15 protein-coding genes, 6 tRNA genes and 1 riboswitch are annotated in these 21630 nt (G+C 70.1%); of the genes, 11 read left to right on the plus strand and 10 right to left on the minus strand.

The genetic code is table 11. The features are described 5' to 3' along the window. On the plus strand, positions 1-712 hold a 712-nt coding region (gene trmB / locus AOK17_RS18680), incomplete at its 5' end, for a tRNA (guanosine(46)-N7)-methyltransferase TrmB (RefSeq protein ID WP_107102438.1). A 136-nt stretch (positions 713-848) separates the two neighbouring features. Beyond that, positions 849-2141 (plus strand): PrsW family intramembrane metalloprotease, encoded by a 1293-nt coding sequence (locus AOK17_RS18685; protein ID WP_055613640.1) that lies wholly within the window; start codon positions 849-851, stop codon positions 2139-2141. Positions 2142-2248: 107 nt separating this feature from the next. Here the strand turns inward: AOK17_RS18685 and AOK17_RS18690 are convergent, their stop codons facing one another. From AOK17_RS18690 to AOK17_RS18710, 5 genes are all read right to left on the minus strand, one after another. Then, positions 2249-3193 carry an aldo/keto reductase gene (locus AOK17_RS18690; protein ID WP_055613641.1) on the minus strand — a complete coding sequence of 315 codons (945 nt, stop codon included), beginning with the start codon at positions 3191-3193 and terminating at the stop codon, positions 2249-2251. 62 nt (positions 3194-3255) lie between these two features. After that, entirely contained in the window at positions 3256-4305 is a 1050-nt protein-coding gene (locus tag AOK17_RS18695) for a M23 family metallopeptidase (RefSeq protein WP_055613642.1), read from the minus strand. An 11-nt stretch (positions 4306-4316) separates the two neighbouring features. Further along, a riboswitch (cyclic di-AMP (ydaO/yuaA leader) is annotated at positions 4317-4472 on the minus strand. A gap of 316 nt (positions 4473-4788) precedes the next feature. Further along, positions 4789-5907 (minus strand): PP2C family protein-serine/threonine phosphatase, encoded by a 1119-nt coding sequence (locus tag AOK17_RS18700; protein ID WP_079053118.1) that lies wholly within the window; start codon positions 5905-5907, stop codon positions 4789-4791. Between the two features lie 129 nt (positions 5908-6036). Then, positions 6037-6110: transfer RNA gene (locus tag AOK17_RS18705), tRNA-Met, on the minus strand. Between the two features lie 118 nt (positions 6111-6228). Then, entirely contained in the window at positions 6229-7368 is a 1140-nt protein-coding gene (locus AOK17_RS18710) for a dihydrofolate reductase family protein (RefSeq protein WP_055613643.1), read from the minus strand. Positions 7369-7487: 119 nt separating this feature from the next. On the opposite strand from AOK17_RS18710, the gene AOK17_RS18715 reads away from it, so the two are divergent. The 3 genes from AOK17_RS18715 (at position 7488) to AOK17_RS18725 (ending at position 9310) form a co-directional block, all read left to right on the plus strand. Next, positions 7488-8024: a MarR family winged helix-turn-helix transcriptional regulator gene (locus AOK17_RS18715; RefSeq protein ID WP_055613644.1), complete on the plus strand. Its 537-nt coding sequence runs from the start codon at positions 7488-7490 to the stop codon at positions 8022-8024. A gap of 147 nt (positions 8025-8171) precedes the next feature. Continuing rightward, a complete protein-coding gene (locus AOK17_RS18720; RefSeq protein WP_055613645.1) occupies positions 8172-8810 on the plus strand; it encodes a GTP cyclohydrolase II in 639 nt (212 codons plus the stop codon). Between the two features lie 92 nt (positions 8811-8902). Beyond that, on the plus strand, positions 8903-9310 hold the full coding sequence (locus AOK17_RS18725; RefSeq protein WP_055613646.1) for a RipA family octameric membrane protein: 408 nt from the start codon (positions 8903-8905) through the stop codon (positions 9308-9310). Positions 9311-9373: 63 nt separating this feature from the next. Here AOK17_RS18725 and AOK17_RS18730 read toward each other — a convergent pair. The 5 genes from AOK17_RS18730 to AOK17_RS18750 form a co-directional block, all read right to left on the minus strand. Further along, positions 9374-9446, minus strand: a tRNA-Lys gene (locus tag AOK17_RS18730). Positions 9447-9680: 234 nt separating this feature from the next. Continuing rightward, positions 9681-11216, minus strand: coding sequence for an amino acid permease (locus tag AOK17_RS18735; RefSeq protein ID WP_055613647.1), 1536 nt, complete (start codon positions 11214-11216; stop codon positions 9681-9683). 321 nt (positions 11217-11537) lie between these two features. Next, complete coding sequence (locus tag AOK17_RS18740; protein WP_055613648.1) at positions 11538-13748, minus strand: DEAD/DEAH box helicase; 2211 nt, start codon at positions 13746-13748, stop codon at positions 11538-11540. Between the two features lie 290 nt (positions 13749-14038). Beyond that, the gene (locus AOK17_RS18745) at positions 14039-14560 is read right to left on the minus strand and encodes a hypothetical protein (protein WP_055613649.1); all 522 of its coding nucleotides are present in this window, start codon (positions 14558-14560) and stop codon (positions 14039-14041) included. 304 nt (positions 14561-14864) lie between these two features. Next, positions 14865-15215, minus strand: coding sequence for a metallopeptidase family protein (locus tag AOK17_RS18750; protein WP_055613650.1), 351 nt, complete (start codon positions 15213-15215; stop codon positions 14865-14867). A gap of 126 nt (positions 15216-15341) precedes the next feature. Here AOK17_RS18750 and AOK17_RS18755 point away from each other — a divergent pair, with 126 nt between their 5' ends. The 6 genes from AOK17_RS18755 to AOK17_RS18780 all read left to right on the plus strand — a co-directional run bounded on the left by AOK17_RS18755 (position 15342) and on the right by AOK17_RS18780 (position 21531). After that, positions 15342-16919 carry a metallophosphoesterase family protein gene (locus tag AOK17_RS18755; protein ID WP_055613651.1) on the plus strand — a complete coding sequence of 526 codons (1578 nt, stop codon included), beginning with the start codon at positions 15342-15344 and terminating at the stop codon, positions 16917-16919. Between the two features lie 104 nt (positions 16920-17023). Beyond that, a tRNA-Glu gene (locus AOK17_RS18760) sits at positions 17024-17096 on the plus strand. Between the two features lie 39 nt (positions 17097-17135). Beyond that, positions 17136-17210 (plus strand) — tRNA-Asp (locus AOK17_RS18765). A gap of 23 nt (positions 17211-17233) precedes the next feature. Then, positions 17234-17307, plus strand: a tRNA-Phe gene (locus tag AOK17_RS18770). 95 nt (positions 17308-17402) lie between these two features. Further along, positions 17403-21362 (plus strand): ATP-dependent RNA helicase HrpA, encoded by a 3960-nt coding sequence (gene hrpA / locus AOK17_RS18775; protein WP_055613652.1) that lies wholly within the window; start codon positions 17403-17405, stop codon positions 21360-21362. 94 nt (positions 21363-21456) lie between these two features. After that, positions 21457-21531 (plus strand) — tRNA-Asp (locus AOK17_RS18780). The last annotated feature ends 99 nt before the right edge of the window (positions 21532-21630 follow it).

Raw genomic sequence — 21630 nt, forward strand, 5'->3', positions numbered from 1 at the left:
CGCCGGCTCCCACTTCGAACGAAGAATCCGCAGCTTCCAGCCCCGCAGAAGCCGAGTGACCCAGGGCCAGGCGGACGCGCTGCAGCGCCTGTGGCCCAAGTGGGGCCTGGACATCGACGGCCGCCACCCCCTCGACTTCAAGGATCTCTTCGCCGCCGACATCCCGGTCGTCCTGGAGATCGGCTTCGGCATGGGCGAGGCCACCGCCCAGATGGCCACCGACGACCCCACCACCGGCATCCTCGCCGTGGACGTCCACACCCCGGGCCAGGGCAACCTCCTGAACCTCGCGGACCGAGCCGGCCTCTCCAACCTCCGCGTGGCCAACGGCGACGCGATCATCCTGCTCCGCGAGATGCTGACCCCGGACTCCCTCGACGGCCTGCGCGTCTATTTCCCGGACCCCTGGCCCAAGAAGCGCCACCACAAGCGCCGCCTGATCCAGCCGGAGTTCCTCACCCTCGCCGCGTCCCGCCTCAAGCCCGGCGCACTGCTGCACTGCGCGACGGACTGGGAGCCGTACGCCGAGGTCATGCTCGAAGTCCTCACCGCCCACCCGGACTTCGAGAACACCCAGCCGGACGGCGGCTTCGCGCCACGCCCCGACTTCCGCCCCCTGACGCGTTTCGAGGGCCAGGGCCTGGACAAGGGACACATGGTGAACGATCTGCTCTTCCGCCGCGTACGGCATACCGACCACACGAACAACTAGGGCCGCACGACACACGGCATGGGGACCGTACGGTCAGCCTGAAAGGGCCACAAGGCGGAGCCACACCACGCCCCGCCCCCGCGCCCCCGCAGTGCGCTCTCGCGGCCCACGCCCCTCCCTCGTTAGGGTCTTTGTCATGGCCACCGGTCCCCCACTCCCACCGCAACCCGGCTTCCCTCCCGGCATCCCCGCCGGAGGCGCCCCGCACTGGTGGCAGCGCAAGTGGGTCCGCTACAGCGCCCTGACCACCCTGCTCGCCCTCTCCGGCCTCGTCATCCTGGCCCTGGTCCGCAAACAGACCGGCACCGAGGGCTTCCTGGTGGGCCTGGGCCTCGCCGTACTGCCCGTCCCACTCCTCGTCGCCGCGTTCCGCTGGCTGGACAGAGTGGAACCGGGCCCCTGGCGGAACCTTCTCTTCTCCTTCGCCTGGGGCGCCTGCGCCGCCGCACTGATAGCGATCGTCGCGAACAGCTTCGCGACGAGATGGATAGCGACGGCGACGGCGGACCCGTCCAGCGCCGACACCCTGGGCGCGACGGTCATAGCGCCCATAGTCGAGGAGTCGGCGAAGGCAGCAGCCGTCCTACTCGTCTTCCTGTTCCGCAGACGGGAGTTCACAGGGATCCTCGACGGCGTGGTGATAGCCGGCGTCACGGCGACCGGCTTCGCGTTCACCGAGAACATCCTGTACCTCGGCACGGCGTTCGGCACGGACCAGCTCAGCGGCGGCAGCGGCATCGCCTCCGTCACGGCGGCGACCTTCTTCGTACGCGTGATCATGTCGCCGTTCGCGCACCCGCTGTTCACGGTGCTCACGGGCATCGGCTTCGGCATAGCGGCGCTCTCCGCGGACCGCCACCAGGTACGCCGCGTACTGCTTCCGATCGTCGGTCTACTCCTCGCGATGGGCATGCACGCGATGTGGAACGGCTCGTCGACGTTCGGCGAGTACGGCTTCTTCGCGGTCTACGCGGCCTTCATGGTCCCGACGTTCGGCCTGCTGACCTGGCTGGTCATCTGGACCCGCCAGCGCGAGCTGGGCACGATCCGCTCCGAACTGCCCGCGTACGCGATGGCGGGCTGGCTCACGGCCCCCGAGCCGTTCGTCCTCGGCTCGATGAAGGCACGGCGGCTGGCCCGCGAGTACGCCACGCACCACGGCGGTCGCGCGGCGGGCAGGGCGGTCGCGGAGTACGAGGCGTACGCGACGTCGCTGGCGTTCCTGCGCCACCGGGGCCGCAAGGGCCGAGCGGGCGCCGACTTCGTCGTACGGGAACGGGAGTTGCTCCACGAACTGTGGGCGCGCCGCGAACCGGCCCGCCCGGCGCTCCTGTACGCGGCCAGGGCGACGGCTCCGGCACCGGTGGCACCGCAGTGGCACGGCTACCCAGCGCCAACGCCGTACACGTACAACCCGTACCGCTCCTAGTGAGCGCAACCCCAAAACGCAACTCTCAGTGACCACAGCCCCAAAACGCAACACGCACCCAAAAACGCAACCGCACCCCGGACCAAACCCCAGCGCCACCCCCGACCTCAGCCAGAAGCAGAGGTCAGCCTCCCCAACTCCCCCTCCGTGAGGACGAGCCCGGCCATCCCCAGCAACGCCGGAAGCTGCTCAACCGTACGAGCGCTGGCGATGGGGGCGACGACGGTGGGCCGGGAGGCCAGCCAGGCCAGAGCCACGGTGGCGACCTCGACCCCGCGGTCCCGCGCGACCTCGTCGAGCGCGGCCAGCACCCGGGGCCCCCGCTCCGACGCCAGATGCGCCCCCGCGGACCCGGCCCGCGCGCTGTCGACGACGGCACCCGCCCGGTACTTGCCGGTGAGGAAGCCCGAGGCGAGCGAGGAGTAGGGGACGACGGCCAGACCGGCCCGGGAGGCGACGTCCCGGAGCGGGCCCTCGTACGAGTCGCGGGAGACGAGGTTGTACCGGGGCTGCAGCGCGACGTACCGCGCGAGGCCCTCGCGGTCGGAGAGGTCGAGGGACTCCTGGAGCCGCTCGGGGGAGAGGTTGGACGCGGCGACGGCGCGCACCTTGCCGGCGCGGACGAGCTCGTCCAGGGCGGTGATGATCTCCTCGACCGGCACGGACGGATCGTCGAAGTGGGTGTAGTACAGGTCGATGTAGTCCGTCTTCAGCCGCCGCAGGGAGGCATCGGCCGCGGCCTTGATGTTCGCCCCGGAAAGACCCTTGTACCGGGGGTGCGCACCGACCTTGGTGGCGACGACGACGTCGGCGCGATTGCCGCGCGCGGCGAGCCAGTCGCCCAGGACGGTCTCCGACTCACCGCCCTCGTTGCCCGGCGCCCAGGCCGAGTAGGTGTCGGCGGTGTCGACGAAGTTCCCGCCCGCGGAGGTGTACGCGTCGAGCACGGCGAAGGACTGCGCCCGGTCGGCGGTCCAGCCGAAGACGTTGCCGCCGAGGCAGAGCGGGAAGACGTCGAGGTCGGACGAACCCAGCTCGCGGAGAGAGGTCATGGGTACGTCAACGGCCGTACCGGACGGCCGTATTCCGTACCCAGGAGCCTCTCAGGCCCTTCTTACGGGGTGAGCCCCTTGCCCCTCAGCCAGGCCATCGGGTCGATGCCGTCGCCACCGCTGGTGTGGACCTCCAGGTGGAGGTGCGCCCCTGTGACGTTGCCGGTCGCGCCCACGCGGCCGATGATGTCGCCGGTGGCCACCTTCTGCCCGACGCTGACACCGATCGACGACTGGTGCGCGTACCAGAGCTCCGTACCGTCGTCGAGCGTGAGGACCGTGCGGTAGCCGTACGAGCCGTTCCAGCCGGCCTCGGTGATCGTGCCGCTGTGAACGGCCTTGATCGGGGTACCCGTGGGAGCGGCGAAGTCCAGACCCGTGTGCTGACCGGACGACCACAGCGCACCGGACTGCCCGAAGGTCGAGGTGATCGTGTACGAGGAGGTGGGCAGCGTGAACTGCTTGGCGAGCTCGGCGAGGCGCGCGGCCTCGGCCTTCTCCTTGGCCTCCTGGTCCGCCTTCTTCTTGGCGGCGGCGACCTTGGCCTCGGCGGCGTCCCGCTCCTTGGCGGCCAGCGTGGCCGCCTTCTTCGCGGCGGCGGCCTCGGCGGCCTCCTGGGCCTCGCGGTCCACCTGGTCCTGCTGCTGCTCGGCCTGGAGCATGATGCGGGCGCGCAGGGCCTCGCCCGCGTCCGAGTTGCCCTCCTCGGCGTCGGCGGCGGTGAGGCCGACGGCGGTGATCGGAGTGCTGGAGCCCTCGGGGGCGTCGTCGTCCGAGAACGGCGAGCCGACGTTCGGCAGATCGGGGATCGAGATCGACACCGGAGGCTTGCCGGTCTGCGCGGTGGCCATGCCACCCGCGCCGACGGCGGCTATGACACCGACGCCAAGAACGGTCGAGCTACGGGCGAGTCCGCCGCCGCGCTGCTTGGCGACGCGGTGCCGGCCGCGAACGGGAAGGACGGTCTCCGCGCTGGGATTCCAGACCTCCCACGTCTCCTCGTCCTTGCGAGCGCCGTAGGCGAATGTGTCGGGCTTCTTCTCACCCGAGGACTCACCCGTCAACTCATCCGGAACGAACGAGGGTGTGAGGGCAGACCGGTTGGACGCCACGTAGGCGCACTCCTTTCCTTCCTTCTCGCCTACCGGGTTAGCTGACGGGTTCGGAGCAGGAAGGTCTCCTACGCGCGTCAACCGCGGTGCGCTACACCGCGAAGACGAGCGATTCACCCCAAGTGGTGGTTCCCCGGTTCCCTTGCGGGATTCGGCGCGTGCGCACGGAGCCGACTCTTGTGACGGCTGGGACGACCGCGCTGCGTTATCGAACGTTAATAGACCCGGGCACCGGATTCCAAGCTGTTCCTGATGATCGTTACGGCTCTTGGCCTGGACTTTCAGGTCATGAGCGGGGTAAATCGGGCGAGTTGATCGACATTCAGGAACGGGAGTCCTGTTGATGGTGCGTCAGTTGTTGAGCGGAGGGATTCCGTTCGACTACGAACGGTGATAGAGGCCGCCGAAAGAGCGACGCATCTCACGGCCGCCGCACTCACGACCGTCACGCAATCACCACGACCGTGCCCTCACGACGCGCCTTCACGGCCTCCGCACCGCGAGCAGTGCCATGTCGTCGGCGGCCCCGCCCCCGGTGTGCCGCAGGACGTCGTCCAGTACCGCGGCGAGCAACGCGTCGGGGCCGGGAAAGACCCGCCCGGACAGCCGCCGCGCCGGATCGTAGAAGACGTCTCGCCGGTCCCGCGCCTCGGAGAGCCCGTCCGTGTGGAAGAGCAGCATGGCCCCGCCCGGGAACTCCTCCTCCTGCGCGCGGTCGGGCCAGGCCCCCAACTCCCCGGTCCCGAGCGGCAGCGCGGGCTCCGGCGCGGCGAGCGTACGTACCTCTCCGTCGCCGTACAGCAGGAGGGGCCCGGGGTGGCCGCGGTTCACGAGGCGTACGACCGGGGTGCCGTGCGGGATCTCGGCGAGCACGGCGGTGGTGAAGTCCTCGAAGACCGCGATGATGTCGCGCCGGACGCCTTCGCGCGCGAGCGCCCGCTCCAGCCGCTGGGCGACCGCCTCCAGACTCGCCTCCTGCTCGGCGGCCTCCCGGAAGGCACCGATGAGTACGGCGACGACGGCGACCGCTCCCATGCCCTTGCCCCGTACGTCGCCCACGAGGAGCCGTACGCCGTGCGGAGTGTCCTGCACGGCGTAGAGGTCGCCCCCGATGAACGCACCCTCCTGCGCGGCCTCGTACCGTGCCGCGATCTCAAGGCCGCCGATCCGCGCAGCCGGTTCGGGCAGTACGGCCCGCTGGGCGGCCTCCGCGATCTCGCGGGCGGTGGCGAGGCGCGCGTTGCCGCGGCCCACGAGCCGGTTGATGCCGACGGCGAGCACGGCGGCCGTGGCCACGGTGAGGACCTCGGTGACCGCGCCCGCGTCGAAGGCGAACCTGAGGTGCACGAGGGCCATGCCCGCGGTCGCCGCGATTCCCGTCCACACCGTGGCGCCGAGCGAGAAGAGGGGTGCGGCGATGAGCACCGCGGCCGTGAAGAAGGGAGCCGCGGTGAAGTCCTGCGGGGTGAGCAGGTCGTAGCAGACGCCGGCGACGATCAGCAGCGCCGGCAGCGCGCGGACGAGGGTGCGTTGGTACGAGACGGCCCTCTCCACGGGCTCGACGTCCACGGGCTCGACCCGCACCGGCTCCTGCTCCTCCACCTGTCCAGGCTTCCGGGAGCGGGGGTGGCGGGCGAGCGGACGGGGACCGGGCGGGTGAAGACACCTGGGAACACCGGGAAAACACCTGAGGCCGGAATCCTTGATCGGATTCCGGCCTCAGGCCTTCAGTAGCGGGGACAGGATTTGAACCTGCGACCTCTGGGTTATGAGCCCAGCGAGCTACCGAGCTGCTCCACCCCGCGTCGTTAAGACCACTGTACGCCATCCGCGGGACCCAAAGCACACGCGTTAACTTCGCCCACGCTTCACCGGGTGATTTGGCATGAAACATGCCGGTCGGTGGTACCAGTGCCCGACTGATCAGCCGAGATGACGGTTGGGCGCCTTCGCGTCGGCCTCGTACTCCGGGAGCACCAGGACGTCGGCACCGGCCGCGGCCAGCAGCCCGCTCCCGTCCGCGCCCGCCACGAAGGTGTCCGGCTCCCGCCAGGTGGTCACGACCCTGCGTACGCCCGCGTCGAGGATCAGCCGGGCGCAGGGCGCGGGCCGGGACGCGCGGCGGGCGCACGGCTCCAGGCTGCTGTAGACGGTGGCGGTCGGGAGCCGCGGATCCCCCGGCTCGATCTTGGCGAGGGCGGCCTCCTCGGCATGGGAGACGGGGTCGGACTCGCGGGAGTACCCGCGGGCCAGCTCCGTACCGTCGGCCGCGACGACGACCGCGCCGACGCTGAACGCGGTCCGCGAGGGCGGGCACTTGGCGGCCAGCTCGCAGGCGAGGGCCAGCCATCGGTGGTCGGCGGCGGAGGGTACGGTCCCGGTGCCGGGCGCGGTGGGGACGTACCGCATGAGGACGACGTCCCCCACCGGCCGCGTCTCGACCAGCCGCAGCCGGTTGCGGGGGCCGCCCGGATAGTCGCCGGGCCCGAACAGGCGTGGCGCGTCCGGCTCCCCGACGACGAGGGGCGCGAGGGCGAGCTGCAGTTCGTCGGCGAGGCCCTGGCTCAGGAGCTGGGTGTGGACGCGTCCACCGCCCTCGACCATGAGCCGCCGTACGCCGCGGACGTCGTGGAGGTGGGTGAGCACGGCCAGCCAGTCGACGTCCGGGCCGACGGAGACGACATCGACGCCGAGCCCGCGCAACGCGTCACCGGCCTTCGCGGCCCCCTCGTCGGTCGTGTAGACGATCTTCTCGCCGCCGGTGGACCAGAAGTTGGCGTCGGGGTCGAGGTCACCGCTGCCGCTGACGGTGACCTTCAGCGGGTACTCCGGCCGTCCGGCGGCGACCCGGGCGGCGCGGCGCTCGGCGGAGTTGACGAGGAGCCGGGGGTTGTCGGCGCGCAGGGTGCCGGCGCCGACGAGGATCGCGTCGGACTCGGCCCGTACCTCGTCGACCCGGTCGAAGTCGGCCGGTCCGGAGAGCAGGAGCCGTCCGGGGCCGGTGTCGTCCAGGCAGCCGTCGAGGGAGACGGCGGCGGACAACAGGACGTAGGGGTGAGGCATGGACGCGCTCTCTTTCGAACTCTTTCGAACTCTGGCGGGCTCTTCGGAGACTGGGCCGGGGCTTGCCCGGAGGAAGGCCGGGGCTTGGTTCAAGTTTGAAACAAACCTACACTGGGGGCATGACGACCCGCTGGCTCACCCCCGAGGAGCAGCGCGCCTGGCGCGCCTACATCGCCGCCTCCCATCTTCTGGAGGACGCGATCGACCGGCAGCTCCAGCAGGAGGCCGGCATGCCGCACCTTTACTACTCCATCCTCGCCAACCTCTCCGAGGCGCCGGGCCGCAGCCTGCGCATGACGGACCTCGCGGAGAGCACGAAGATCACCCGCAGCCGGCTGACGTACGCGGTGACCCGCCTGGAGAAGGACGGGGCGGTACGCCGCGAGGACTGCCCCATGGACAAGCGGGGCAGCGTCGCGATCCTCACGGACGAGGGGATGGCTCTGCTGGAGCGCACGGCCCCCGGCCACGTCGGGACGGTCCGCACGACACTCTTCGACAAGCTCACGCCGGAGCAGGTGGGGCAGCTGGAGGAGATCTGCACGGTGATCGCGCGGGGCCTGGAGGGGGACGACCCGCAGGCGGCCCCGGACGACGTGCCGTGGCGGCGCAGGTCGAGCCCGTGCGCGGGAGGGTCGGCGACGGCCGACGCGTGAGGCGGCAACGCGGGCACACACGAGCCGCACCACAACCACGACAATCACCAATATCCGTTGCTTCAACTTTAAAGCATGAGGTAGTGTCTCGATTCGAGGATCTGCTTCAAATCTGAAGCAGGTGAGAGATCGGACCGGGAGAACCGCATGCCCGACTACCCCGCCGCCACCCAGCGCTCGCGCGTCCGGGTGCCGCTGCGTTTCAACGACGGCTACAGCGTCGACGCCGAACTGGTCACCTTCCACGGCCTGACCGACGGCCAGGAACACGTGGCGATGATCCTCGGCACCCCTTCGGCCACGCCTTCGGCCACGCCCCTGGTCCGCCTCCACTCCGAGTGCCTGACGGGCGACGTCTTCGGCTCGTCCCGCTGCGACTGCGGCCCCCAGCTCCGCGAGGCGGTCGAGCAGATCGCGACCCGCGGCGGAGTGCTCCTCTACCTCCGCCAGGAGGGCCGGGGCATAGGCCTCTACAACAAGCTCGACGCGTACGCTCTCCAGGACGAGGGTCTGGACACGTACGCCGCGAACACGGCCCTGGGCCTTCCCGAGGACGCCCGTGACTACACGGCGGCGGCCCAGATGCTGAGGGCCCTCGGCATCACGGAGCTTGACCTCCTGTCCAACAACCCCGACAAGGCGGACCAGCTCCGCGACCTGGGCATCACGGTCGGCCACCGCGTCCCGACGGGCGTCTTCACCACGGCCCACAACGTCCGCTACCTCCGCGCGAAGGTCCTCCAGACCCAGCACACACTGCCGCTGGCGAAGCTGACGGCGGGCTGACCGACCCCGGACCCCGCTCGCGGAAGCGGGGCTCCACGCGACCTCGCTGGCGGAAGGGGTGGCTCCGCGCGACCACAGGGCAGAAAGCAGTCATGGGGGACGACAGCGAAGCCCAACGCATAGCCGAGGACAGCAGACTCTGGCAGCACACGCTGCACGAGAACACCATGCTGTTCCAGCGCGGCAACCTCTTCCTGGTGGGCCAGTCACTCTTCGCCGTGGCCTACACGACACTCCTCACCACGGAAAAACACCTCGCGGCAGCCCGCATCCTGACCGCCTTCGGCCTGGTCCTGGCCCTCACCTGGCTCTACGTCGGCCACCGCCACCGCCTCTACTACCGCCATGTACAGGCGAGAGCGCTGCAACGGCTCCCCGACTACGCCGCCACGTGGTCGACTTGGACCGGGCGCAGGCGTGGCATGTCGATCACGCTGATCGCCTATGTGCTGCCGTGCTTGGCTGTGGTGATGTGGGGGGCGTTGTTGCTGATCACTTGAACAGCCCCCGAAACACAAGCGAGCCCCCACCTCAGAAATGTCTCTGAGCTGGGGGCTCTCGCGTAGACCCTGTGGGACTCGAACCCACAACCAATGGATTAAAAGTCCACTGCTCTGCCAATTGAGCTAAGGGTCCGTGCGCCGGACCGCGCCGGCACACGCACCGACCCGTGTCGATGCAGGAACGAGCATAGCCGGACGTGGCCGAGACTCCGATCGGGTATCGGTGACCCGGCCACGCCGAAGGGGCTACGCGAGCGCCGCGCAAGGTGCAGAACAGGGCCGCACGGGAGGCGGGACAGCCCCGCACGAGATACAGGACGAAGCCGCGCAAGGTACAGAACAGGGCCCGCCGCGCGTGCCCACAGCCCTACGGATCAACCGGATCCGGCGCCCCCGCCCGAGCCGCCTCGCGGGCGTGGGTGCGTTCGTGGTCCGGGTTGAGGAACCAGTGGCGGGCCGAGGCGAACCACCAGGCCGCGGCGAAGCCGAGGACGGCCAGGACCGCGAGGGGGGCGTAGTTGAAGGTCTCCCAGGTGACCGGGGAGACCTGGGGCAGCATGAAGAGGATCGTGATGACGCCCACCCACACCACCGCCACGATGCCGATCGGGCGGGACCAGCGGCCCAGGTGCCACGGGCCGCGGTCGAAGGCCTCGCCCTTGCGCAGGCGGAGCAGCGTCGGGATGACGTACGCGATGTAGAGGCCGATCACGGCGATGGACGTCACGGCGGCGTACGCGGTCACGTTGATCAGGTAGGGCAGGCCGAGCACCAGCGCGCCCAGTGCCGCGAGCCACACCGCCGCGACGGGCGTGCGTGTGCGCGGGTTCACCGTGTGCCAGATGTGCGAGTACGGCAGGGCCCCGTCGCGCGAGAAGGCGTAGATCATGCGGGAGTTGGCGGTCACGGACGCCATGCCGCAGAAGAGCTGCGCGCCGATGACGACGAGGAGCAGGAGCTTGCCCGCCGTCGCGCCCAGCGCGTCCAGGAGGATCTGGGCCGGCGGCACCCCGGTCGGCGAGCCGAGGGCACCGTCGTACGACTGGATCGCGAAGGTGAAGCCCAGGAGCAGGACGAAACCCGCTATCCATGATGTCCAGATCGATTGGACTATGCCCTTCGGGCCCGCCGTCGACGCGTCGTGCGTCTCCTCCGTCATGTGCGCGGAGGCGTCGTAGCCGGTGAAGGTGTACTGGGCCATCAGCAGGCCGAGCAGCACCACGTAGAAGCTGCTGCCCCAGCCCGTGTTGTTCACGAACTCCGTGAACACGAAGGACGCCGACTGGTGGTGGTCCGGCGCGAACGTCAGCGCGCCCACGATGACCGCCACGCCCACCACGTGCCACCACACGCTGACACTGTTGAGCAGGCCGACTATGCGTACGCCGAAGGTGTTCAACAGGCCGTGCAGGACCAGGATTCCGGCGAAGAGCAGGATCGTACGGCCGGGGGTGACCTCGAAGTCGAACTGCAGGTTCAGATACGCGCCCAGGAACGAGGCCGCGCCGAAGTCGATGCCCGCCGTCACCGCGACCTGGCCGAGGACGTTGAACCAGCCCGTGAACCACGCCCAGGCCGCGGCCGAACGCGGGGGCGCGAGGCGGTGGGCCCAGAAGTACAGGCCCGCCGAGGTCGGGTACGCCGAACAGATCTCGGCCATCGCCAGCCCGACGAACAGGGTCATCAGGCCGACCGCGACCCAGCCCCAGGTGATCACGGCGGGTCCGCCGGTGTTCATGCCGAACAGGTAGAGCGTCAGGCACCCGGAGAGCACCGAGATGATCGTGAAGGAGACCGCGTAGTTGGAGAACGCCGACATGCGGCGGGCGAGGACCTGCGTGTAGCCGAGCTGCGCGAGACGTTCCTCGTCCGACAGCCCACTTGTCTTGGCGTCATCTGTCATGCCCCCAGCAATTCCCCCGCCGAGGGTGTGACATGCGCCACGGAAGGGCTCGTTTGGCTAAATATGAGCCCCTCCGGCAACTGCCCTGCGTGAGACCGCCGGCTGCCCTGCATGAGACCGGCGACCGGCCCCGCCCGCGGGTCGCGTGTCCGGCACGTCCGTGGCCCCGGCTCCCGGCCCGGCCGGCGCCGGGAACGCCGAAGGGGCCCGTACGACCGAGGTCGTACGGGCCCCTTCAGATGCTCAACGGGAGCTGTTCAGCGAGCCGATCAGCCGTCACCGGTCAGGCGACGCCGGTCAGGCGACGCCGGTCAGGCGATGTCAGCCGTTGCGCTTCCAGCGCGGCTTGTCGTCACGGCGCCCGAAGGACGGGCCCGAGCCGGAACCGGCACCGCGGTGGTCGTCACGACGGCCGTAGGGGCGGTCGTGGCTGCCGGAGCGGAAGCCGCCGCCCGAGGGACGGTCGCCCTGCCGGTCGCGGTTGAACGGACGGTCGCTGCCCCTGTGACCGGCCGGACGGTCGTCACGGCGGAAGCCACCACGGTCGCCGCCACGGTCACCACCGCGGTCGTCACGACGGTCACGGTTGAAGCCACCCGACGGACGGTCGTCACGACGGAAGCCACCCGACGGGCGGTCGCCACCGGAGGGACGCTCGTCACGACGGTCACGGTTGAAACCGCCCGAGGGACGGTCGTCACGGCGGAAGCCACCACGGTCGCCACCGGAGGGACGCTCGTCACGACGGTCACGGTTGAAGCCACCCGACGGGCGGTCGTCGCGGCGGAAGCCGCCACGGTCGCCACCGCGGTCATCGCGGCGGTCGTCCCGACGGAAGCCGCCCGAGGGACGGTCGTCGCGGCGGAAGCCACCACGGTCGCCGCCACGGTCACCACCGCGGTCGTCACGACGGTCACGGTTGAAGCCGCCCGACGGACGGTCGTCACGACGGTCACGGCGCTCGTAGTTGCCGCGCTCGTCACGACGCTGACGCGGCTGCTCCTCGCGAGCGGCAGCGGCGGCGGCTTCCGCGGCCACCGCCTGCTCGGCGACGGCCGCGGCGGCGGCCTCGACCACGGCGGCGGCCTCGGCGAGCGCGGCCTCCGGGTCCTCGCCACGCTCACGCGCGGCGCGGGCGATCAGCCGGTCCGACTCCTCGCGCAGCTCGACGGCACGACGCTGCGCGCGCTCCAGCTGCTTGGTGAGGTCGGTGACCTCGCGCTCGGCCTGCTGCGCGGCGTTGCCCGCGGACTCGGCCTGGACCTCGGTCATCGACCGGGCACCGGTGATCTCGGCGACCTCCGGGTCGAAGCTCGTACCGCCCTGGATGATGTGGCGCGAGGCGTCGACGCCCGCGTCCTCCATCAGCCGGAAGATCTGGCGGCGCTGGTGCGGCAGCGAGAGCGAGACGACCGTGCCGGAGCGGCCCGCGCGGGCCGTACGGCCGGAGCGGTGCAGGTAGTCCTTGTGGTCGCCGGCCGGGTCCACGTTCAGGACCAGGTCGATGCCGTCGACGTGGATACCGCGAGCGGCCACGTCGGTCGCGACGAGCGCGTTGACGTAACCCTTCTTGAAGTCCTCGAGGACGCGGGTACGGGCGCCCTGCGTCATACCGCCGTGCAGCGCGTCGGCCTTCACACCGGAGTCGCAGAGCTGCTCGGCGATACGGTCGGCGCCCAGTTGCGTACGGACGAAGATGATCGTGCGGCCCTTGCGGGAGGCGATCGCGGCGGTGACCGGCGCCTTGTCCTTGGGCTTCACGATGAGGATGTGGTGGGACATCGTCGTGACGTTGCCCTGGGCGCTGTCGACCTCGTGCGTGACCGGGTTGGTCAGGTAGCGCTTGACCAGCGTGGAGATCTCGTTCTCCATCGTGGCCGAGAACAGCATGCGCTGGCCGCCGCCCGGGATCTGGTCGAGCAGCTCGGTGACCTCGGGCAGGAAGCCCAGGTCGGACATCTGGTCGGCCTCGTCGAGGACCGCGACCTGGACGTTCTCCAGGGAGCAGGCGCCGCGGTTGATGATGTCGCGCAGCCGGCCCGGGGTGGCGACGAGGACGTCGACACCGCGCTCCAGGGCGTAGATCTGGTTGCCCATCGACGTACCGCCGCAGACGACCTTCATCTTCAGGCCGAGCACGTCGCCGTACGGCTGGAGGGCGTCCGCGACCTGCATCGCGAGCTCACGCGTCGGCGTGAGGATGATGCCGCGGGGCTTCTTCTTCTCGGTGTGGCCGCCGGAGAGCTGCGTGAGCATCGGCAGACCGAAGGAGAGGGTCTTGCCGGAGCCGGTGCGGCCACGGCCGAGGATGTCCTTGCCGGCCAGGGCGTCCGGGATGGTCGCGGCCTGGATCGGGAAGGGGGAGGTCACGCCGTTCTGCGCGAGCTTGCGCACGACGCCCTCGGGGAGACCCAGGTCGGTGAAGGTGACCTCGGGAGTCTCGGGGGCCGCTGTCGCGGCAGTCTCGTCGGCAGCGTCCCCGATGTTCTCGTTCTCGGGCACGACGACGTGATCAGTACTGGAAATGGACATGCGAATGCGAAACCTTCCGGAGTCTCGTACGGCACGCGCCCGTCAACTCCGTGATTTCGCAAACGACCGCCTCAATGCGGTCAGCCACGGCAAGGGAGAGTACGCGCCACACGGCGCGCTCTAACTGGCGCCGGGCAATGGGATCAAACGATCTACCACCATACGCACCCCCCACCCGGTAAGGCAAACCGGCTCCGAGAGGCTCTGGTCACACCGCATCCGGGCCCTCTCGCCGAACCCGGGCGCATCCCCTGTGACCAGGCCCGTTCAGGCACTGTGACCAGGCCCTTTCAGGCCTCGACACCGGCCTGGGGCTCCGGTTCCCGCCGCTCCACGAGCTGCGGCTCGGGCTCCGGGTGCGCCGAGGACGACGGCTCGGCGGTGGTCGGGTCCGGCGACGGAGGCGGCGGCTCCTCCTTGGTGGGCGTCGGCTCAGGGGCCGGTCGCGTCGGCGTGGGCTGGGCCTTCGTCGGCGAAGGGCCCCCCGGCTTGGGCTTCTTCCCGTCCTTGCCGTCCTTGCCGGGCTTGGGCGGAGCGGCCGACCCGCTCTCTCCGGCGGACGGCGACGCCGACCCGGACGCCGACTCGTGGGGCTTCGCCCGACCGTGTTTTCCGTCACCCGACCCGTGGTAGCCGGGGCCCCCGCCGCTCACCGCGGACCCGCCGTCGGGCGCCTCCCCGCCCCGCTGCCCGGCCGAGTGCGAGGGCTTCGCGTGGTCGCCCCCGTCGTCACCGACGCTCATGCAGCCCGCGGACGCGGCGACGGCCAGGGCGGCGGCGGCCAGACGGACGGGTACGTACTTGGCGCGCACGGGCAGCCACCTCCGGGCGGTGTGGGGAGTCCCCCTGCCCAACTCCCGCCGCCCGCAAGAAGACACGCGAACGCCGGAGAGACACGGGAGAACCGCCCGCGGACGCCGAGAGATATGTCACCTGCCCCGAGTCACCCACCCGAGCCGCCTGCCTCCGGGGGCAAGCAGCCACGCGTACCCGAGGGTGTGCGGCCACGCGCAGTCACCCGTACGCATCGGCGTGCGCCGGCGCGTCACCACCCGTATCCGAGGACGGCAGCCGCGCATCCGTCACCCGTGCCCAAAGGGCCCGCCCGCGCACCCGTCAGCCGTACCCGAGGGCATGCAGCCGCGCGTCGTCGATGCCGAAGTGGTGGGCGATCTCGTGGACCACAGTCACCTCGGTCTCGGCCACCACCTCCTCCCGCGTCGCGCACATCCGCAGCGTGGGCCCCCGGTAGATGGTGATCCGGTCGGGCAGCACCCCGGCGTACCACTCGCCGCGATCGGTCAGCGGCGTCCCCTCGTAGAGCCCGAGCAGCTCGGGGTCGTCGGCGGGCGGTTCGTCCTCGACGAACACCGCCACGTTGTCCATCAGCCGCGTCAGCTCCGGCGGAATCCGGTCCAGCGCCTCGGCGACCTGCTCCTCGAACTCCTCACGCGTCATCTCCAGCACAGGGCCATTGTCCGGCACCGGCGCGCGGACGCCATGGGACGCGGCGTACGGGAACACACCCCGGGGCACGCCCGAGAGCGGGAGCCGCGCCGCATACCCGCCCCCACCTCTGGGCATACGGGACCAATGGCCCGCGTCCCCGCTGCCGCCACCGCTCTGCACCGTGTACGACGGGCTCCCCGCGCCCTCGTACGCCGCTTCCGCGCACGCCGCCGCACACACCCCGTCGCCCCCGTCGTCGAACTCGTCCGCCAACCGCGCCCCTGGGCCCGCGCCCTGGGCCTCGTCACCGTGGTGCTGTTCGGCGCGTGGCTGGGCCTGCTGATCGTCGGGAACGTCCGGGCACCGGTGGGCCCCATGGACACCACGATGACGCTGCGCCCGTCCCTCACGGGCGGCACGAAGATCAACGTCTCGCCGCTCGGCGCCCTGGAACTGCGCAGCCACACGGCCCCGCTCCGCCTCGACGTGGACGTCGACCAGCTCGACCCCGTCCGCTCCCAGGCCCTCGTCGACCACCCCGAACGCCTCTCCGGCCTCCAGGACGAGGTGGCCCAGGACGTCGGCGAGGGCACCCTCGACCTGGCCGTACGGTCCGTCGTCGCCGTCGTGTCCGGCGCGACCGCCCTCGGCCTCGCGGTCTACCGCCGCCCACGCCGGGCCCTGGCGGCGGGCGGCCTGGCCCTGACCCTGCTGGCGGCCTCGGGAGCGACGGCTTTCGCGACCTGGAACCCCAACTCGGTCCTGGAGCCGAGGTTCTCGGGCCTGCTCTCCTCCGCCCCCTCGGTGGTCGGCAACGCCCGGAGCATCGTCAGCGAATTCGACGTCTACCAGAAGGAGTTGGCCCGCCTGGTGACGAACGTGACGAAGCTGTACGACGTCACGTCCACGCTCCCCGCCTACGCGCCCGACCCCTCCACCATCCGCGTCCTGCACGTCTCCGACATCCATCTCAACCCGGCGAGCTGGAAGATCATCGCCTCGCTGGTGAAGCAGTACAAGATCGATGTGATCGTCGACTCCGGCGACACCATGGACCACGGCACGGCGGCGGAGAACGGCTTCCTGGACCCGGCGTCCGACCTCGGCGCCCCGTACGTCTGGGTGCGCGGCAACCACGACGGCCGGGTCACCCAGAGCTATCTGGAACGCATGAAGAACGTGCACGTGCTCGACGACGGCCGGGCCGTCTCGGTGGCGGGCCTGCGCTTCGCGGGCGTCGGCGACCCGCAGTTCACCCCCGACCGCACGGCCAAGCTGGGCGGCGACCGGTCGGAGGTGCTCGCGGGCGCCCGCCTCGCCTCCTCCCTGCGCGACCAGAAGGCGGCCGGCACCCCGGTCGACATCGCCGTCGCGCACAACCCGACGGCCGCGCGCCAGACGGACGGCGATGTGCCCCTGGTCCTGGCCGGCCACCTCCACCACCAGGAGATGGAGATCCTGAAGTACGGCACCCGGCTGCGCATCGAGGGCTCCACGGGCGGCGGCGGTCTGCGCGCGCTGGAGGGCGAGGACCCCGCACCGATCGAGACGTCGATCCTCTACCTCGACCGCGACACCCGCCGTCTCCAGGCCTGGGACGAGATCAAACTGGGCGGTCTCGGGCTCACCACGGCCGAGGTCAGCCGCCACCTCCCCAAGGAGAACCAGCCGGGCGCCGTCACCACCCCGGCCACCCCGACCCCTTCCGAACCCACCCCGTAAACCGTTTCCGAACCCACCCCGTAAACCGTTTTGGCGATCCCTCCCGACATCCCATATGCTTCTCACGTCCCCGACGCGCTGCAAGGCGCCCAGGCGGGCCGATAGCCCTCATCGTCTAGCGGCCTAGGACGCCGCCCTTTCAAGGCGGTAGCACGGGTTCGAATCCCGTTGGGGGCACGCAATCCCGTGTGCGAGACTGTTCGCACACAACAGCTTGGTCCTGTGGAGCAGTTTGGAGTGCTCGCCACCCTGTCAAGGTGGAGGCCGCGGGTTCAAATCCCGTCAGGACCGCTGAGATTCCTCGTGAATCTCTCGGCTGGGTAGCTCAGTTGGTACGAGCGACCGCCTGAAAAGCGGTAGGTCGCCGGTTCGACCCCGGCCCCAGCCACAGCACAGGCCCCGATCCCCGGATCGGGGCCTTGTTGTATGCCCGCACAAAAGCGTTCGCCCCTCGTTTCCCCGAGGTGAGATCCTGGAGGGCGTATGTCAACGACTCCTGCCCCCGCCTTCGGCGCCATCGCCCCCCGCCTGACCGAGCTGTCCCTGCGCGACGCGCAGCGGCTCGGGCGCAGGCTCGAAGGCGCGCGCAAGATCCGTAAGCCCGAGGCCCGGGCCGCCGTCCTCGCCGAGATCGAGGCGGAGGTCACCAAGGGCGAGGCCCGGATGGCCGAGCGCCGCTCGCGCGTGCCCGAGATCACCTATCCCGAGCAGCTCCCGGTCAGCCAGAAGAAGGACGACATCGCGGCGGCCATCCGCGACCACCAGGTCGTCATCGTGGCCGGCGAGACCGGTTCCGGTAAGACCACCCAGATCCCCAAGATCTGTATGGAGCTCGGCCGCGGTGTGCGCGGCATGATCGGGCACACGCAGCCCCGCCGGATCGCCGCCCGGACCGTAGCCGAGCGCGTGGCGGACGAGCTCGACGTCCCGCTGGGCGAGGCCGTCGGCTGGAAGGTCCGCTTCACCGACCAGGTCAACCCGGACGGCACCTTCGTCAAGCTGATGACGGACGGCATCCTGCTCGCCGAGATCCAGACGGACCGCGAGCTGTACGCGTACGACACGATCATCATCGACGAGGCCCACGAGCGGTCCCTCAACATCGACTTCCTGCTGGGCTACCTCGCCCAGCTGCTGCCCAGGCGCCCGGACCTCAAGGTCGTCATCACCTCCGCGACCATCGACCCCGAGCGCTTCTCCCGGCACTTCGGGGACGCCCCGATCGTCGAGGTCAGCGGGCGTACGTACCCGGTCGAGGTCCGCTACCGCCCGCTCCTCGAAGAGGAGGGCGCCTCCGCCGAAGGTGAAGAAGGGGACCGGGACCAGATCACCGCGATCTGCGACGCGGTCGAGGAGCTCCAGGGCGAGGGCAAGGGCGACATCCTCGTCTTCCTCTCCGGCGAGCGGGAGATCCGCGACACCGCGGACGCGATCACGAAGAAGAACTACCGCTTCACCGAGGTGCTCCCCCTCTACGCCCGCCTCTCGCACGCCGAGCAGCACCGGGTCTTCCAGCAGCACACCGGCCGCAGGATCGTTCTGGCGACCAACGTCGCCGAGACCTCCCTCACCGTGCCGGGCATCAAGTACGTGATCGACCCGGGCACCGCCCGTATCTCCAGATACAGCCACCGAACGAAGGTCCAGCGCCTCCCGATCGAGCCGGTCTCGCAGGCCAGTGCCAACCAGCGCAAGGGCCGCTGCGGCCGGACCAGCGACGGCATCTGCATCCGCCTCTACTCCGAGGACGACTTCCTCGCCCGGCCGGAGTTCACCGACGCCGAGATCCTCCGTACGAACCTGGCGTCCGTCATCCTCCAGATGACCGCGGCCGGGCTCGGGGACATCGAGAAGTTCCCGTTCATCGACCCGCCGGACCACCGCAACATCCGCGACGGCGTCCAACTCCTCCAGGAACTGGGCGCGTTGGACCCCGCCCAGAAGGACGCCCGCAAGCGGCTCACCGAGCGGGGCCGCAAGCTCGCCCAGCTGCCCGTGGACCCGCGGCTGGCCCGGATGGTCCTGGAGGCCGACAAGAACGGCTGTGTGCGCGAGGTCATGGTGATCGCCGCCGCGCTCTCCATCCAGGACCCGCGCGAGCGCCCGGCCGAGAAGCAGACACAGGCCGACCAGCAGCACGCCCGCTTCAAGGACGAGACCTCGGACTTCCTGGCGTACCTCAACCTCTGGCGGTACGTGCGCGAGCAGCAGAAGGAGCGCGGCTCGTCGTCCTTCCGCCGGATGTGCAAGCAGGAGTACCTGAACTTCCTGCGGATCCGCGAGTGGCAGGACATCTACACCCAGCTGCGGACCGTCGCCAAGCAGATGGGCATCCATCTGAACGAGGACGACGCCCCCGACCAGCAGGTCCACCTCTCCCTCCTCGCCGGCCTTCTGTCCCACATCGGCATGAAGGACGTGAAGGAGGGGGCGAAGAACGAGTATCTGGGCGCCCGCAGCGCCAAGTTCGCGATCTTCCCCGGCTCGGCGCTCTTCAAGAAGCCCCCGCGCTTCGTGATGTCCGCCGAACTCGTCGAGACGTCCCGCCTCTGGGCCCGGGTCAACGCGAAGATCGAGCCCGAGTGGGTCGAGCCGCTCGCGGAACACCTGCTGAAGCGCACGTACAGCGAACCGCACTGGGAGAAGGACCAGGCCGCGGTGATGGCGTACGAGAAGGTCACGCTGTACGGCGTGCCGATCGTCGCCCAGCGGAAGGTCAACTACGGGCGGATCGACCAGGAGGCCAGCCGCGAGCTTTTCATTCGCAACGCACTGGTCGAGGGCGACTGGCGTACGCACCACAAGTTCTTCGCGGACAACCGCAAACTCCTCACCGAGGTCGAGGAGTTGGAGCACCGCGCCCGGCGCCGCGACATCCTCGTGGACGACGAGACGCTGTTCGACTTCTACGACCAGCGGGTACCCGAGCACGTCGTGTCGGGGGCGCACTTCGACTCGTGGTGGAAGCACAAGCGGCACGAGGAGCCCGAACTGCTCGACTTCGAGCGGTCGATGCTCATCAACGAACGGGCCGGAGATGTCAGCAAGGACGACTATCCGGACACGTGGCGTCAGGGTCCGCTCAAGTTCCGGGTGACCTATCAATTCGAGCCAGGTGCGGACGCGGACGGCGTCACCGTCCACGTCCCGCTCCAGGTGCTGAACCAGGTCACGGACGAGGGCTTCGACTGGCAGATCCCGGGCCTGCGCGAGGAGGTCGTGACGGAGCTGATCCGCTCCCTCCCGAAGCCGATCCGCCGGAACTACGTCCCCGCCCCGAACTTCGCCCAGCGGTTCCTGGACCGGGCGGTGCCCCTGCAGGAGCCGCTGACGACGACGATGGCGCGCGAGCTGAAGCGCATGGTCGGCGTACCCCTCACGGCCGACGACTTCGACTGGTCCCGGGTCGCCGACCACCTGCAGATCACCTTCCGGATCGTCGACGAGCGGCGGCGCAAGCTGGCCGAGGACAAGGACCTGGAGGCCCTGAAGCTGCGTCTGAAGCCGAAGGCGCGCCAGGCGATCTCGCAGGCCGCGGCGGCGACGGCCGAGCGGGAGGGCGGTGGGGCCATCGAGCGGACGGGCCTCACGGACTGGACCATCGGCTCCCTCTCCCGTGTCTTCGAGACGCGTCGGGCGGGCCAGCCGGTGAAGGCGTTCCCGGCCCTGGTCGACGACGGCGACACCGTCTCCGTACGCCTCTTCGACACCGAGGCCGAGCAGCAGCAGGCCATGTGGAAGGGCACGCGGCGGCTCATCCTGCGCAACATCCCCGTGAACCCTGCCAAGTTCGCCTCGGACAAGCTCACGAACGCGCACAAGCTGGCCCTGTCCGCGAACCCGCACGGCTCGGTCCAGGCCCTCTTCGACGACTGCGCGACGGCCGCCGCCGACAAGCTGATCGCCGACTTCGGCGGCCCCGCCTGGGACGAGGAGTCGTACCGCAAGCTGTACGAGAAGGTGCGCGCGGAGATCGTCGACACGACGGTCCGTACGGTCGACCGGGTGCAGCAGGTCCTGGCCGCCTGGCAGGCCTGTGAGCGCCGCCTGAAGGGCGTACGGAGCGCCGTGCTGCTCGCGAACCTCACGGACGTACGCAAGCAGCTGGACGCCCTCGTGAAGCCCGGCTTCGTGACGGAGACGGGTCTGCGGCGGCTGCCGGACCTGATGCGCTATCTGGTGGCCGCGGACCGCCGGCTCCAGCAGATGCCGACGAACGTCCAGCGGGACACCAGCCGCATGGAGAAGGTCCACGAGATGCAGGACGAGTACGCCTGGCTCCTGGAACAGCTGCCTCAGGGGCGTCCCGTGCCCTCGTCGGTCCTGGACATCCGCTGGATGATCGAGGAGCTCCGGGTCAGCTACTTCGCCCACGCGCTGGGCACGGCGTACCCCGTCTCGGACAAGCGCATCGTGAAGGCGATCGACGCCGCCGTCCCGTAATGGCGCCTGCACAGTGGGTGAGTTCGCCCAGGGGGCTCACCCTCCTGTAGAGTCCTGTCTCGCAGCGCAACGCAAGATCCGCACTGCGAAACCAGGTCCTGTGGAGCAGTTTGGAGTGCTCGCCACCCTGTCAAGGTGGAGGCCGCGGGTTCAAATCCCGTCAGGACCGCATCAGATGAAGGCCCCGCATCCGCAAGGATGTGGGGCCTTAGTCGTGCGCCCCTTCAGGGCAGCGGGGTCGCGCCCCTCAAGGGGCGCGGGGAACTGC

The organism is Streptomyces phaeochromogenes (assembly GCF_001418655.1).
Taxonomy (GTDB): Bacteria; Actinomycetota; Actinomycetes; order Streptomycetales; family Streptomycetaceae; genus Streptomyces; species Streptomyces phaeochromogenes.